This is a genomic window from Streptomyces sp. NPDC006516, assembly GCF_040611875.1.
Lineage (GTDB): Bacteria > Actinomycetota > Actinomycetes > Streptomycetales > Streptomycetaceae > Streptomyces.
This window is the reverse complement of the sequence record NZ_JBEXPD010000001.1, coordinates 1,136,197-1,149,306: the sequence shown is the minus strand read 5'-3', so window position 1 is coordinate 1,149,306 and position 13,110 is coordinate 1,136,197. Positions and strand designations below refer to the sequence as shown.

13 protein-coding genes are annotated in these 13,110 nt (G+C 73.1%); 5 read left to right on the top strand and 8 right to left on the bottom strand.

The window, feature by feature from the left end:
* Nucleotides 1-15: 15 nt before the first annotated feature.
* On the bottom strand, nt 16-678 hold the full coding sequence (locus tag ABZY45_RS05045) for a uridine kinase (RefSeq protein ID WP_356736182.1): 663 nt from the start codon (nt 676-678) through the stop codon (nt 16-18).
* Nucleotides 679-712: 34 nt separating this feature from the next.
* On the opposite strand from ABZY45_RS05045, the gene ABZY45_RS05040 reads away from it, so the two are divergent.
* The gene (locus ABZY45_RS05040; protein ID WP_356736180.1) at nt 713-1,078 is read left to right on the top strand and encodes a nuclear transport factor 2 family protein; all 366 of its coding nucleotides are present in this window, start codon (nt 713-715) and stop codon (nt 1,076-1,078) included.
* Between the two features lie 13 nt (nt 1,079-1,091).
* On the opposite strand, the gene ABZY45_RS05035 is transcribed toward ABZY45_RS05040, so the two are convergent.
* Both ABZY45_RS05035 and ABZY45_RS05030 read right to left on the bottom strand, forming a co-directional pair.
* The gene (locus tag ABZY45_RS05035; protein WP_356736178.1) at nt 1,092-1,622 is read right to left on the bottom strand and encodes a cupin domain-containing protein; all 531 of its coding nucleotides are present in this window, start codon (nt 1,620-1,622) and stop codon (nt 1,092-1,094) included.
* A 67-nt stretch (nt 1,623-1,689) separates the two neighbouring features.
* Nucleotides 1,690-2,385 carry a helix-turn-helix domain-containing protein gene (locus tag ABZY45_RS05030; protein ID WP_356736176.1) on the bottom strand — a complete coding sequence of 232 codons (696 nt, stop codon included), beginning with the start codon at nt 2,383-2,385 and terminating at the stop codon, nt 1,690-1,692.
* A 68-nt stretch (nt 2,386-2,453) separates the two neighbouring features.
* Between ABZY45_RS05030 and ABZY45_RS05025 the strand changes: the two genes are divergently transcribed.
* The 3 genes from ABZY45_RS05025 (at nt 2,454) to ABZY45_RS05015 (ending at nt 4,887) form a co-directional block, all read left to right on the top strand.
* The gene (locus ABZY45_RS05025) at nt 2,454-3,665 is read left to right on the top strand and encodes a pyridoxal phosphate-dependent aminotransferase (protein ID WP_356736174.1); all 1,212 of its coding nucleotides are present in this window, start codon (nt 2,454-2,456) and stop codon (nt 3,663-3,665) included.
* Entirely contained in the window at nt 3,662-4,282 is a 621-nt protein-coding gene (locus tag ABZY45_RS05020; protein ID WP_356736172.1) for a peptidase, read from the top strand. Before ABZY45_RS05025 ends, ABZY45_RS05020 begins: the two co-directional genes overlap by 4 nt.
* 113 nt (nt 4,283-4,395) lie before the next feature.
* On the top strand, nt 4,396-4,887 hold the full coding sequence (locus ABZY45_RS05015) for a DUF3574 domain-containing protein (protein WP_356736170.1): 492 nt from the start codon (nt 4,396-4,398) through the stop codon (nt 4,885-4,887).
* Nucleotides 4,888-4,937: 50 nt separating this feature from the next.
* Here ABZY45_RS05015 and ABZY45_RS05010 read toward each other — a convergent pair whose 3' ends face one another.
* The 3 genes from ABZY45_RS05010 to ABZY45_RS05000 all read right to left on the bottom strand — a co-directional run bounded on the left by ABZY45_RS05010 (nt 4,938) and on the right by ABZY45_RS05000 (nt 10,490).
* Nucleotides 4,938-6,215: an SWIM zinc finger family protein gene (locus ABZY45_RS05010; protein ID WP_356736168.1), complete on the bottom strand. Its 1,278-nt coding sequence runs from the start codon at nt 6,213-6,215 to the stop codon at nt 4,938-4,940.
* Nucleotides 6,212-9,124: an SNF2-related protein gene (locus tag ABZY45_RS05005; protein WP_356736166.1), complete on the bottom strand. Its 2,913-nt coding sequence runs from the start codon at nt 9,122-9,124 to the stop codon at nt 6,212-6,214. Before ABZY45_RS05005 ends, ABZY45_RS05010 begins: the two co-directional genes overlap by 4 nt.
* Nucleotides 9,125-9,440: 316 nt before the next feature.
* Nucleotides 9,441-10,490, bottom strand: coding sequence for a slipin family protein (locus tag ABZY45_RS05000; RefSeq protein WP_356736605.1), 1,050 nt, complete (start codon nt 10,488-10,490; stop codon nt 9,441-9,443).
* A gap of 222 nt (nt 10,491-10,712) precedes the next feature.
* Here ABZY45_RS05000 and ABZY45_RS04995 point away from each other — a divergent pair, with 222 nt between their 5' ends.
* Nucleotides 10,713-11,069, top strand: a complete 357-nt coding sequence (locus ABZY45_RS04995; RefSeq protein WP_356736163.1) for a hypothetical protein — start codon at nt 10,713-10,715, stop codon at nt 11,067-11,069.
* Nucleotides 11,070-11,165: 96 nt separating this feature from the next.
* Here ABZY45_RS04995 and ABZY45_RS04990 read toward each other — a convergent pair whose 3' ends face one another.
* Together ABZY45_RS04990 and ABZY45_RS04985 are read right to left on the bottom strand one after the other, a co-directional pair.
* Complete coding sequence (locus tag ABZY45_RS04990; RefSeq protein WP_356736161.1) at nt 11,166-11,864, bottom strand: class I SAM-dependent methyltransferase; 699 nt, start codon at nt 11,862-11,864, stop codon at nt 11,166-11,168.
* Between the two features lie 37 nt (nt 11,865-11,901).
* The gene (locus ABZY45_RS04985; protein ID WP_356736603.1) at nt 11,902-13,023 is read right to left on the bottom strand and encodes an ADP-ribosylglycohydrolase family protein; all 1,122 of its coding nucleotides are present in this window, start codon (nt 13,021-13,023) and stop codon (nt 11,902-11,904) included.
* Nucleotides 13,024-13,110: the final 87 nt, after the last annotated feature.

Sequence of the window (13,110 nt, the reverse complement as noted above, 5' to 3'; positions counted from 1 at the left end):
CGGGCCGCCGGCCCCTCACTCGCCCGTACGGTCGCCGGCGGCGCCCAGCCCGGTCCAGGCCGGGTGGCGCGGGTCGTCGGCACGGATCACCGTGTCCGCGCGTCCCGCGGGCCCGACCTCGTCCTCGTAGCGCGCGAAGGCGGGCAGCGTCCACCGCTCGCTCTCCTGCGTACGCCGCCGCAGCGCACCCGGGGAGAGGCTCAGATGGATGCCGAGGTCGAAGGGGAACCAGTGGCCGAGGAGCAGCGGTCCGTGGAGGATCAGTACGCCGCCCCGGGGCAGGTCCTGGTACGGGCTGCGGGTGGCCCGGTCCGTCACGGGGTTCCACAGATCGGGCAGCACGCGTCCACTGCCGCCGGCCTCCAGCGGGCGGAACACCTCGCGCCACAGCGCATTGGTGTCGAACCAGCTGTCGGCGTACGAGTCCGGGTCGTGTCTGCCGTACTCGTAGCGGAGGCTGGCCGGGCGCAGGAAACCGCCCGTGGAGACGGTGAGGACGGGGCGCCCGCGGGCCCGCAGCGCCTCGGCGAGCTGCGCGGCGGGCTCTTCGGGGCGGGCGGCGGGAGCGCCGTCCACGCCGACCTTCAGCCAGGGCCCGCCGTCAGCCGGTTCGAGTCCGTCGACATGGACGGCGAGGGCGCGGGCCAGCCGATCCCAGGTGATGGGTTCAAAGTGCACACATCCATCATCGCCCCGCGTCATCATGATGCGTATGGATCTCGCTTTCGCCCGCCGGTTCGCCGCCCAGTGGCAGGACGACTGGAACTCCCACGACCTGGACCGCGTCCTCGCGCACTACCACGAGGACGTGACCTTCAGTTCGCCCATGATCGCCCGGCTGACGGGCGACTCCGCCGGAACCGTGCACGGCAAGGAGGCCCTGCGCGCGTACTGGGCGGCGGGCCTGGAGCGGATCCCGGACCTGAGGTTCGAGGTGATGGACGTACGGGCGAGCGTCGACGCGCTGGTGATCGACTACCTCAACCAGATCGGCGGCCGGGTGAGCGAGGTGCTGACCTTCCGTGACGGCCTGGTGGTGGCGGGCTTCGGCGCGTACGGCGAGACGCCCGCCAACTGACCTGGTCTCTGGTCTACTTCGCCGCCGGGCAGTCCGCCGCGTCGGCGTCGTCGGAGAGTTCGCTGCCCTCGGGGAGCAGATAGGTCACCCACAGGACCACGGGTTCCGCCCCGAGGTTGCGCCCGATGTGCCGGTGGTTGCTCCCGGCCGGTTCGACGAAGGACGTCCCGGCGGGAGTCACCTCGACCGAGCAGTCGTCGAGCGTGCGGGTGAGCGTCCCGGCCTTGACCACGGCGATCAGCTGCCCTCTGTGCGTGTGCCAGCCGGTTGACCCGCCGGGCTGCACCGTGATCTCCCGGAAGGTCACGTCCGTAGGACCGTTCGGGGGCTTGATCTTGAGTTTGCCCGCGGAGGTGCCGACGGCGACGACGGTGCCGCTCACCCCGCTGCCGGGCGTGGCGACCGCCGCCGCGGGCACCAGCCCCAGCGCGGCCACACAGGCGCCCACGAGCCCCGCCTTGCGCAGCACTCCGTGCCGCGCCGCGCCCTTCCCGTTCCTCCCGCGCCCGCCGCTCTTCGCGCCGACCATGCCGCCGAACCTCATGAAGGACTCCCTCAGCACCCGGGACCGATGAACGCCCTCAAGCTACCGACGAGTTGTCCGAGTCACCTCACTGACACGACGGTCGGCCCGCGCGGAGTTCCTCGGCGAGCGGCCCCTCCCCCAGCACGTCCACAAGGCCGGCCTCGACCGCCTCGGCGAGGGTGACCTCGCCGCGCGCGAGGGCGAGTGCCGCTTCCGTGCCGAGCACGAGGCACGCGTCGGGGTGGCCGGACGGCCCGTAGCCGTACACCTCACCGGCGGTGGCCTCGGTGCCCGTGCGGAGGTGGAACTGACCCTCGGCCAGCCTGACTTCGATCACTCCGGCACCGGTGAGGCCGTCCAGGGCGCGCAGCAGCGGCAGGGCGAACCAGTGGGCCCTGACCGCGTCCGTGGGTCGGCGTTCGGCGAGGGCGGGCGCACCCCAGTGGGCGAGCGCCGTGAGGACGGGGAGCAGCCCCCGGCCGCGCTCGGTCAGTTCGTAGACCGAGGCGGCGGCGGGAGGCGGCAGCCGGCGGCGCACGGCCAGGCCGCCCTGCTCCATGTCCTTGAGCCGGGACGCCAGCACGTCCGTGCTGACTCCGGGCAGATCCGCGTGCAGGTCCGTGTAACGGCGGGGCCCTGCCAGCAGTTCACGGACGATCAGCAGTGTCCAGCGGTCCCCCACGGAGTCGAGGGCGCGGGCGGTGGCGCAGAACTGGTCATAGCTCCTGCGGCGGGCTGGACGGGTGGGCTGCTGACGTGGCATGCGACGCAGTCTAGACATGTTGTTGGACTTTCCAAGCCCGAGCTTGGTAAAACCAAGTATCGCAATTCGCGTCGGGGAGGCACCGCATGGAGTTCCGGCAGTCCAGCAAGCTCAACGAGGTCTGTTACGAGATCCGGGGCCCGGTCATCGAGCAGGCCAACGCCCTCGAGGAAGCGGGGCACAGCGTGCTCCGTCTCAACACGGGCAATCCGGCGCTCTTCGGCTTCGAGGCACCGGAGGAGATCGTCCAGGACATGATCCGGATGCTCCCGCAGGCGCACGGCTACACCGACTCGCGCGGCATCCTCTCGGCGCGCCGCGCCGTCGCCCAGCGCTACCAGGCGATGGGGATGACCGAGGTCGACGTCGACGACGTCTTCCTGGGCAACGGGGTCTCCGAGCTGATCTCCATGGCGGTGCAGGGCCTTCTGGAGGACGGGGACGAGATCCTGATCCCGAGCCCCGACTACCCCCTGTGGACCGCCGTGACGACGCTCGCGGGCGGGAAGGCCGTGCACTACACCTGCGACGAGGGGGCGGACTGGAATCCGGACCTCGCCGACATGGCCTCCAAGATCACCGACCGCACCCGCGCCATGGTGATCATCAACCCGAACAACCCGACGGGCGCGGTCTACTCCCGCGAGGTGCTCGACGGCATGCTCGACCTGGCCCGCAGGCACGGCCTGATGGTGTTCGCCGACGAGATCTACGACCAGATCCTGTACGACGACGCCGAGCACCACAGCGTGGGCGTACTGGCTCCGGACCTGCTGTGCCTCACCTTCAGCGGGCTGTCCAAGACGTACCGGGTGGCGGGATTCCGCTCGGGATGGATGGTGGTGTCGGGGCCGCGGCAGCACGCCCGCAGCTACCTGGAGGGGCTCACCATGCTCGCCTCCATGCGGCTGTGCCCCAACGCCCCCGCCCAGTACGCGATCCAGGCGGCCCTCGGCGGCCGGCAGTCCATCCGCGAGCTCACCGCCCCGGGCGGCAGGCTCCACGAGCAGCGCAACCGGGCCTGGGAACGCCTGAACGAGATCCCCGGAGTTTCGTGCGTCAAGCCGAAGGGCGCGCTGTACGCCTTCCCGCGCATCGACCCGAAGGTGCACGCGATCGCCGACGACGAACGCTTCGTCCTGGACCTGCTGCTGCGGGAGAAGATCCAGGTGGTGCAGGGCACGGGCTTCAACTGGCCGCGCCCGGACCACTTCCGCATCCTGACCCTGCCGCACGCCGACGACCTGGACGCGGCGATCAGCCGCATCGGCCGCTTCCTGGACGGATACCGCCAGTGACCTGCCGGACCTGCCACCTCCCCGTCCACACCCAGTTCGCCTCGCCGGATCTGGTGGGAGCGATCGTGGAGGGTGGGCTCGATCCGGCCGAAGACCCGCGCTGGGCGGACTCGGGCGCCACCTCCGCCGCGGAGTACGCGCGCTGGGCGGGGCACCTGTGCGGGATGACGTGTCTGCGGATGGCGCTCGGCACCGCCGCGCCGTCCCTCTTCGCCCTGCGGGACGGCGCGGCGGAGTACGACGCGTACACCGAGGACGCCGGCGGGGTGATCAGGGGGCTGGTCTACGCGCCCTTCGCCCGTTACGTATCCGAGGTCCACGGCCTGGACGCCGTCGTCCACCGGGAACTCACCCCCGCCGGGGTCCTCGGCCTGCTGGACGAGGGCCGGACGGTGATGGCCTCGGTGCACTACGGGATCCGGCACCCCGACCGCCCAGCTCCCGGCCGGGGCGGCCATCTGGTGCTGCTCACCTCCCGCACCGCGGACGGGGACGGGGTGCACTTCCACAACCCCTCGGGTACGACGGCCGGAACGCGAGCGGCCACGCTTCCGGTGCCCGTCTTCGAGCGTTTCTTCGCGGGGCGCGGGGTGTCCCTGCCCGGCCCCGTCACCTGACCGCTCACCGGTACGGGTGGTTCGGCCGCGAACCGGATGTCCCGCCATGCCGTCACGGGCCTTCCGTGCCACGGTGGGCGCCGGCCGGCATCCGAGCGAGCGGGGAGACCCACGTGCAGCGTCCGTGTACAGAACCCGAGCCGTATCCGAGGCGTTCGGCGCGGCGCACCGCGCTCACGGCCGCCGTGGCGACCTGCGCCGTGCTGGCCGGCGGGGCGCCGATCGCCTACGCCACCCTCGGTGACGGGACTCCCTCCGCCACGGCCGTGCGGGGGACGGCGTACGTCGAGACGCGCCTCTTCTTCGGCACCGAGCGCCCCGACGGCGGTCCCGACGTGACCGCGCGTCAGTTCCGGTCGTTCATCGACCGCCAGGTCACTCCGGCCTTCCCGGACGGGCTCACGGTGCAGGAGGGCCGGGGCCAGTGGCGCGACTCCCACGGGGTGATCGAGCGGGAGCGTTCGTACGAGCTGATCCTGCTGTACCCGGCTTCCGAGGCCCGGACGCGGGACCCCCAGGTCGAACGTGTCCGCGCGGCGTACGAGAAGGCCTTCGCCCAGGACTCGGTGGCACGGCTGGACGAGCGCACCCTCGCCGACTTCTGAGACCGGCCCCCCGTCGTCCGCCCCCTCGGAGCCCGTACCGCGGCGGTCCGTCAGCGCCGCAGTGCGGTGAGCGCGGTCACCGGGTCGGGATCGGGCGCGCCCCGGGGCCACCAGTCGTCCTCGCCGGGGTCGGATTCATAGCCGTACCACCGGCTGTCACGGCCGAAGCGGAGCTGCAGCGTGCCTCGCGCATCGGTCAGATGGTTGCGCCAGGGCTGGAAGCGCGGGAGGTCCGCGGCGGCCAGGGCGGGGCGGGCCCGGTCGAAGGGGCCGGCGGGCGGGTCCCACGGATGCTCCAGGACCTCCAGGCCCTGCGCGCCGCCCTGACGCCAGGCCGCCACGGCTCGGGCCAGGTCGGTGGTGCTGCGGCCGGTGGCGAAGGCCAGCTCGCGGTAGAGGGCCCTGGTCGTGGCGGTGAGCCCCGCGGTGGGCCGGGACGCGGCGATGCGTACGGCGTCCTGCCAGGTGCTGAGCCCGGCGAGCGGGTCGTCCCCGGTGGTGAGGAGGGTGTGGGCGCGGATGGCGGCGTCCGCTGCGAGGTGGTCCAGGCCGAGCGGGTCGCGCGCACCGGGCAGCTCGGGGTATGTGGGCGGCTCACCGGCGTACGGCGGGACGGGGAGGGGCGCGGGCAGCGGGGGCAGGAAGCGGTCGGTGAGAGCCTCGGTGGCCGGGACCGAGGGCATGGCGGGCGCCTCAGGGCGTTCCCGGGCGGAGTGCTCGGCGTTGCGGCGGCCCAGTTCGTCGAGGAGTTCGCGCTCGCCCCGGCCGCGCATCAGCAGGAGGACGAAGGGGTCGCTGTCGAGCAGCCGCGCCGTCTGGTAGCAGAGGGCGGCGACATGCTTGCAGGGCCAGCCACGGTCCGGGCAGGAGCAGTCCGGGTCCAGGTCACCGGCGGTGGGCAGCAGCCGGATGCCGGTCTCGCCCGCCGTGTCGACCAGCGAGTGCGGCATCTCCTTGTCCAGCAGCGAGGACAGGTGCCCGGGCCGGGCGGCGACGGCGTCCAGGAAGGTGTCCCAGTCCGACGCCGAGAACGTACGGAGACGGAGCTCCGCCCGGTAGGGGCGGGGGCGGCTCCCGTGGACGTAGGCGATGACCCGGCCGGGGGTGACGGTGATCCCCGCGACATGGCCGCCGTCGGCATAGGTGCGCCCGCGTTCGAGGCGCCCCTCGTCCATCGACAGGGACTCCAGGGCGTCCACCCAGGCCCGGCCCCACCAGCTGTCGGCGAAGGGGCCGTCGGCCTCGGGGGCACGGGCGGGCACCGCCTCGAACGAACGCCGCAGGTCGTCGGGGCCCGGGCGGGCGGCGGGGCCCGCGCCGGGGCTCATGCCGCCCTCCGGAGCGAGACGAGATCGGCCAGGTCACGGTCGCTGAGCTCGGTCAGGGCGGCCTCGCCGGAACCGAGCACCGCGTCGGCGAGGACTCGCTTGGAGGCCAGCAGTTCACTGATCCGGTCCTCGACGGTGCCCTCGGCGATCAGCCGGTGCACCTGCACGGGCTGGGTCTGGCCGATGCGGTACGCGCGATCGGTGGCCTGCTCCTCGACCGCCGGGTTCCACCACCGGTCGTAGTGGATGACATGGGCGGCCCGGGTGAGGTTGAGCCCCGTGCCTGCGGCCTTGAGGGAGAGCAGGAAGACGGGGGCCTCGCCGGACTGGAACCGGTCCACCATCCGCTCCCGCTCCGCGACCGGCGTGCCGCCGTGGAGCAGCTGGGAGGGGATGGAGCGGGAGGCGAGGTGGGCGGAGAGGAGCCGGGCCATCGAGACGTACTGGGTGAAGATCAGGACGGAGCCGTCCTCGGAGAGGATGGTGTCGAGGAGCTCGTCGAGCAGGGCGAGCTTGCCCGAGCGGCCCGTGAGCCGCGTCGGCTCCTCCTTCAGATACTGCGCGGGGTGGTTGCAGATCTGCTTGAGCGAGCCCAGCAGCTTCATGATCAGCCCTCGCCTGGCGATGCCCTCGGACTGCTCGATGAACGCCATGGTCTCGCGGACGGCCGCCTCGTAGAGCGTGGCCTGCTCGCGGGTGAGGAAGACGGGGTGGTCGGTCTCCGTCTTCGGCGGCAGCTCCGGCGCGATGCCCGGGTCGGACTTCTTGCGGCGCAGCAGGAAGGGGCGGACCAGCCGGGACAGCCGCTCGACCGCTTCCTCGTTGCCCAGGCCCGCGGCCGTGCCGGTGTTCTCCACGATGCGGGCGTGCCGGGCGCGGAAGGCCTTGAGCGGGCCGAGCAGCCCGGGGGTGGTCCAGTCGAGCAGGGCCCAGAGCTCGGAGAGGTTGTTCTCCACGGGGGTGCCGGTCAGGGCGACCCGGGCGGGGGAGGGAATGGTGCGCAGCGCCCTGGCCGTGGAGGAGTGCGGATTCTTCACGTGCTGCGCCTCGTCGGCGACGACCAGTCCCCAGGTGTGCGCGGCGAGTTGCTCCGCGCTGGAGCGCATCGTGCCGTACGTCGTGAGGACGAATCCCGCGTCCGCGCCGGTGAGGCTGCGGTCGGTGCCGTGGAAGCGGCGGACCGGGACTCCGGGCGCGAAACGGTTGATCTCCCGGTGCCAGTTGCCGAGGAGGGAGGCGGGGCAGACGACGAGGGTGGGGGCGGCGTGGGCACGGTGCAGGTGCAGCGCGATGACGGTGATCGTCTTGCCAAGCCCCATGTCGTCGGCGAGACAGCCCCCGAGCCCGAGGGAGGTCATCCGGTCGAGCCAGGCCAGGCCGCGGAGCTGGTAGTCGCGGAGGGTGGCATCGAGACCGGGTGGCGCGGGGAGCGTGGCGTGCTCGTCCAGAAGGCGCGTGCGGAGGGTGGCGAGCGCCCCGGCCGGCACGGCCTCCACCTGCTCGCCGTCGACCTCGGCGGTGCCGGTCAGGGCGACGGCGAGCGCGTCGACGGGGTCCAGGAGCCCGAGCTCCCGCTTGCGCGCCTTGCGGACGAGCGCCGGGTCGACGACGACCCACTGGTCGCGCAGCCGCACCACCGGGCGGTGCGCCTCGGCGAGGGTGTCCATCTCCGCCTCGGTGAGCCGGTCGTCGCCGAGGGAGAGCTGCCAGTCGAACGCGAAGAGGTGCTCGGCGTCGAAGAACGAGGTGCCGTCGGTGGCCGAACCGGGCGCCGGCCGGACGACGGCCGCCGCGGTGAGCGAGCGGGCGAGCTCGCGCGGCCAGTGGACCGCGACCCCGGCCGCCGCGAGCCGCGCCCCGGCCTCGCCGATCAGTTCGTAGAGCTCGTCCTCGGTGACGGCGAGGACGTCGGGGACGGGCTGGTCCAGCAGCCGCTCCAGGGGCGGCCAGACGCGGGCGGCGCGGCGCAGTGCGAGCACGGCGTCGATCCGTGCCCTCGGTCCGAACGGCTCACCGGCCTCGCCGTTCCACAGCGTGGCCGCGTCGGTGACGTACGTCGGATCGGCCAGGCTGTGCACCTGGGTGATGGCGGCGGCGGCATGGCGCGAGGCTGCCGGGGCGCCCTGCGCGTCCTTCGTCCCGGGCTGCTGCGCGCCGTCGCCGGAGGCGTCGAAGAGGGCGTAGGCCGACAGGTCGAGGCGCAGCGAGACGCGCACCCCTGCGTCGAGACCGGCGGCCACCTCGACGGCCCAGGCCCGGGCCTCCGGCAGCCGCTGAGGCTCGCGGGCGGCGAACGGCGCTCCCATCGCGTGCGCGGCGGCGGGTGTACGGGGCAGGGTGTCGGCGACGGCGTCGAGGAAGGCGCTGATCAGCGCGCGGGGCTCGGGCACCCGCAGGGGTGCGCCGCCGACCGGGACCGCGTGTCCTTCGGGCGGCATCGAGGCGGCGATCGCCCTCAGGTGGGCGACGTCCTCGGCGTCGCGCGGCCCGGCGCGCCAGGCGTCGTGGTCGTCCGCCGTCAGACCGGGAAGCAGTCTGCCGCGCGCCACGAGGGTGAGGGCGTGCAGTGCGGCCGCGCCCCAGGCACGGGTGGCGGGGTGGGCGGACGCGCGGTGCCGGGCGCGGGCGAGCAGGGGCACCGCGTCCTCGACGGGGAGCGTCGCGCAGGGCACTGTGCGGGAGCCGGCACCGGCGCCTACGGCACCTTGCCACCCGACGACCGTGAGCTCGCCGACGGGGTAGGCGGGTCCGTCCTCGTCGGGGAACGCCGTGCCGGAACCGCTGATACCGGCGTTGCCGTCCGGGTCCCAGAAGGCGATCCGGCCGTCGCGGGGAAGCGCACCCGGCAGGAACACCGCAGCGCACCGGAGCAGCCGGTCCCCGGCTACGTCCTGCGCCTGCCGCACCATGTCCCCCACCCCTCTCCGCCTCGGTCGAGTGCCGTTTCGCCTGCTCTCGTGAGTCTAGGCGGGGGGTGTGACAGTGCCCGCGACGGCCGTGTCCGGCGGGTGCGGACGACGTGAAGGTGCGGGTCGGCGCGTGGGACGTGGGGCCGCCCCGGCCGCGTACGCGGGCGACGTGAGAGGTGTCACCCCGGGCGGGCGATGCGAAGGTACCGCCCGCGCATGCGACGTGGAGGGGCAGACGGGTCGGGCCATCGGCGGCCGGCGGGTGGGGCGGTGACGTCGCGGGGGTGTCCACGGCCGGGCCGGGACGGCAAGCGGGTCAGTGGCGGGTGAAGGGCTCGGAGCGGCGCCGCTCGGGGGGCAGCTCCGGCTCGGGCTCGTACGCGGGCAACGCGTCCGGGCCGAACTCCGGCGCCGGGCCCGGACCGGGCCCCGCGAGAGGCTGCTCCGTCATGAACCGGTCCGGCACGTCCTGCCCGGCAAGGGGCCGGTCCTGGCCGAGCCGCTCGGCACCGGGCTCCACCGTGCCGTCCCGCTCCGGAGCGCCCTGCTCCCCGGCGGCCGGCCCGGCACCCTGCTGCGCCCCGGAGACACCGGGCGGCTGCTGTCCCTGCTGGGCTCGCTCCAGGAAGCGGAGCAGTTCCACGGGGAAGGGGAGCACCAGCGTGGAGTTCTTCTCCGCCGCGACCGCGACCACCGTCTGCAGCAGACGGAGCTGGAGCGCCGCCGGCTGGGTGGACATCTGCTGAGCCGCCTGGGCCAGCTTCTTCGAGGCCTGCAGCTCCGCGTCGGCGTTGATGACCCTGGCACGCCGCTCACGGTCGGCCTCGGCCTGGCGGGCCATGGAGCGCTTCATCGTCTCCGGCAGCGAGACGTCCTTGATCTCCACGCGGTCGATCTGCACGCCCCAGCCCACCGCCGGGCTGTCGATCATCAGCTCCAGCCCCTGGTTGAGCTTCTCGCGATCGGACAGCAGATCGTCCAGGTCGCTCTTGCCGATGATCGACCGCAGGGAGGTCTGCGCCATCTGGGACACCGCGAACCGGTAGTCCTCCACCTGGATCACGGCGCTCGCGGCGTCCACCACCTTGAAGTAGATGACGGCGTCCACCCGCACCGTCACGTTGTCCCGCGTGATCCCGTCCTGGGCCGGAACCGGCATCGTCACGATCTGCATGTTGACCTTACGGAGCCGGTCGACCCCCGGGACGATCATGGTGAAACCAGGGGGGCGCACCTGATCGTGCAGCCGGCCGAGCCTGAGCACCACGCCCCGCTCGTACTGCTTGACCACCCGAGCCGCGGCCATGGCATACGCCACGCAGCCCGCGATCACCGCCACCAGCGCGATTACCAGCTCCTGGACCATCACGGCCCCCTGCGTCCGGGAGTGCGTTCCCGCACCCACTCGTCATGCGTCTATTACCACGATATGCCCCATTCGCGCACCTTCGAACCTCTGTCCGGGTGCCCTTGGCCACGGCCGGCCGCGCCCCAGGTGCCGGCCCAGGGGGAAACGGGCAGGGTGGCCAGCGCCAGCACGTCCCTGTGACGTACCGATGAGCCGGACGAGCAGACGAGGACCCCACCCATGTCCGTGACCGCGCCCCCCACCGTTCTCCGCCGCCGCACCGGCGTCGCCGCAGGCGCCGTCCTGCTCACCCTGGTCGCCACCGGCTGCTCCGGCCTCGGGCGCACGGCGGTGGGGCCGGTCTCCTACACGACGGAAGGGGAGAAGGTCGTCACCGTGCACAGCCCGTCGGTGAAGGGCTGCCACAAGATGACCCCCGCCGGGGCACACGCGATCGACAACCGCACCCTCATCGACATCATCCTGTACCCCACCCGCGACTGCTCCGGGCGCAGCACCGCCTACGTGTCCACCACGTTCTCCGACGCCAACGCGGCGCGCGCGCTGCCCTGGCGCAGCTACCGGTTCGTCCACTGACCGGAGCGGCCCGGCCGGCCGCGTCCGCGCGGCAGCGCGAACAGCTCCGCCGTCCGCTCCCGCCGGGCCTCGGGCCCCCGATGTCCTCGGGCGCGTTCAGAGCCTGCCCGGGCGGGCGAGCACCCACATGCCGTCCGGCGTGAGGTAGCGGTCGACCGCGAGACCGGCTTCCTCCAGGCAGGCCTCGAACCGCTCGACCGAGAGCGCGCGCGAGCGGAAGGTCTGGGTCCAGCGGGCGTCCTCGAAGACGTACTCCGCGCGCACCTCGTCCACCCCGTCGCTGAGGGGTTCTGCCGACAGGATGCGTATCGTGCACCCCGCCGCCCGGTCCTCCCGCTCCCGGGGGAGGTCGCTGTGGTAGTCGGCGCCCTCCCGCTGGACGAGTACGACGCCGTCGTCCTTCACATACCTGCGGCAGGTCCTGAGCAGCCCCTCCCTGACCCGGTGGTCGCTCGTGTGCACCAGGAACGACCCGAGCACGACCGCGTCGAACCGCTCGTCGCCCAGGTCCAGCGTCTCGATCGGGCTCCGTACGGTGCGCGCGCCCCGCACCCGCTCCAGCATCTGCGCCGACTCGTCCACCGCGGTCACCACGAAGCCGAGCCCGACCAGCGGATGGGTCACCCGGCCTGCCCCGCAGCCCAGTTCGAGCACGCTCGCACCGGGCGTCACGGCCGACCGGATGACCTCCGGTTCGGTGCCGGCGGACAGACGCGCGTACAGCTCGACAGCGCAGCCGTCCGGTGTGATCGAGCCGGGCCCCGTCCCTGTGTGTCCCTCGCGTATCAGGCTCATACCCGGCTGAACGTGCCGCCGGGGCCCGGCGTTCCGCTCAGAAATGCGGATAGCGGCCTTCCGGCCAGGCCACCCGACGGTCGGACTCCATGCAGAGGTCGTCGGCGAGTTCGGTGATCACGGAGCGGCCCTCCACGACGGCCAGCCACGAGGCCGGCAGAGCCACGTCGCCGTGGCGGGCGCCGAGCAGATTGCCGCAGACCGAACCGGTGGAGTCACTGTCCCCCGAGTGGTTGACGGAGAGCAGCAGCGCTTCGGCCACGTCCTCGGCTCGCGGGAACACGAGCGCGCAGTACACAGCGATGGCGAGCGCCTCCTCGGCGACCCAGCCGGCGCCGAGCGACTCGACACGCTCGGCGGTCGGCAGCCCTTGCGCCGCGAGGTCGACCGCCGCACGCAGCGCGGCCGACGTCTCCTCGTGGCCGTGGTGGCGTGCCAGCAGGTGCATGGCGCGCAGGACGGCTCCGGCCGGGGAGTCGCCTTCCAGGAGATGTGTGACGATCGCGGCCAGCGCCCCGGCCGCGTACGCGCCCGTCGGGTGGCCGTGGGTGATCAGCGCGCACCTGGCCGCCAGCTGGAAGCCCGTCTCCGCGTCCTCGCCGAGCAGTCCGAAGGGGGCCGACCTCATGACGGTCCCGCAGCCCTTGGAGTGCGGGTTGACGGGACCGGGCCGCCCGAGCGGGGCGCCGGGGTCAAGGGCGTGACCGGCTGCCAGTCCCGTGAGACAGGCGTTGCCGGGTGCCCGGCGCGCGTACAGCCAGGGCTGCTGCCTGAGCCATCCCGTCCGTACGCGGTCATCGCCGCCACGCACCGGCGGGGAGGGGTAATTCTGGGTGTCGAGCCAGCGCAGGTAGGCGTTGCGGACGATCTCGGCCTCCGCTCCCCCGATACCCTTCGACGCCGCCCGGGCATGGGCCCTGATCAGCCCTTCGACCGTGAAGAGCGTCATCTGGGTGTCGTCCGTGATCCGCCCGACGACCCCTTCGGGGTCGGCCACGGGCCCCCGGAGACCGCTCTGCCCGTGGGCGCGGCGGATACCGTCGAGGGAGAGGAACTCGACCGGATTTCCCAGCGCGTCACCCACCGCGCCACCCAGCAGCGCACCCCGCACCCTGGACCGGCGGGCGATGTCCGCGCCCCATGACGTGCTGCCCCTCATCGTGTGCCCCTGCCCCGTCGTCGTCACGGTCCGCTCCCCGCGTCCGCATCTGTTTCCGAACACCGCGCCGCTGGTTCATGCTGGAGA

Coding starts and splice junctions, on each gene's coding strand:
- ABZY45_RS05040 (WP_356736180.1), top strand. CDS start 713: ATGGATCTCGCTTTCGCCCGCCGGTTCGCCGCCCAGTGGCAGGACGAC.
- ABZY45_RS05035 (WP_356736178.1), bottom strand. CDS start 1,622: ATGAGGTTCGGCGGCATGGTCGGCGCGAAGAGCGGCGGGCGCGGGAGG.
- ABZY45_RS05030 (WP_356736176.1), bottom strand. CDS start 2,385: ATGTCTAGACTGCGTCGCATGCCACGTCAGCAGCCCACCCGTCCAGCC.
- ABZY45_RS05025 (WP_356736174.1), top strand. CDS start 2,454: ATGGAGTTCCGGCAGTCCAGCAAGCTCAACGAGGTCTGTTACGAGATC.
- ABZY45_RS05010 (WP_356736168.1), bottom strand. CDS start 6,215: ATGAGCCCCGGCGCGGGCCCCGCCGCCCGCCCGGGCCCCGACGACCTG.
- ABZY45_RS05005 (WP_356736166.1), bottom strand. CDS start 9,124: ATGGTGCGGCAGGCGCAGGACGTAGCCGGGGACCGGCTGCTCCGGTGC.
- ABZY45_RS05000 (WP_356736605.1), bottom strand. CDS start 10,490: ATGGTCCAGGAGCTGGTAATCGCGCTGGTGGCGGTGATCGCGGGCTGC.
- ABZY45_RS04995 (WP_356736163.1), top strand. CDS start 10,713: ATGTCCGTGACCGCGCCCCCCACCGTTCTCCGCCGCCGCACCGGCGTC.
- ABZY45_RS04990 (WP_356736161.1), bottom strand. CDS start 11,864: ATGAGCCTGATACGCGAGGGACACACAGGGACGGGGCCCGGCTCGATC.
- ABZY45_RS04985 (WP_356736603.1), bottom strand. CDS start 13,023: ATGAGGGGCAGCACGTCATGGGGCGCGGACATCGCCCGCCGGTCCAGG.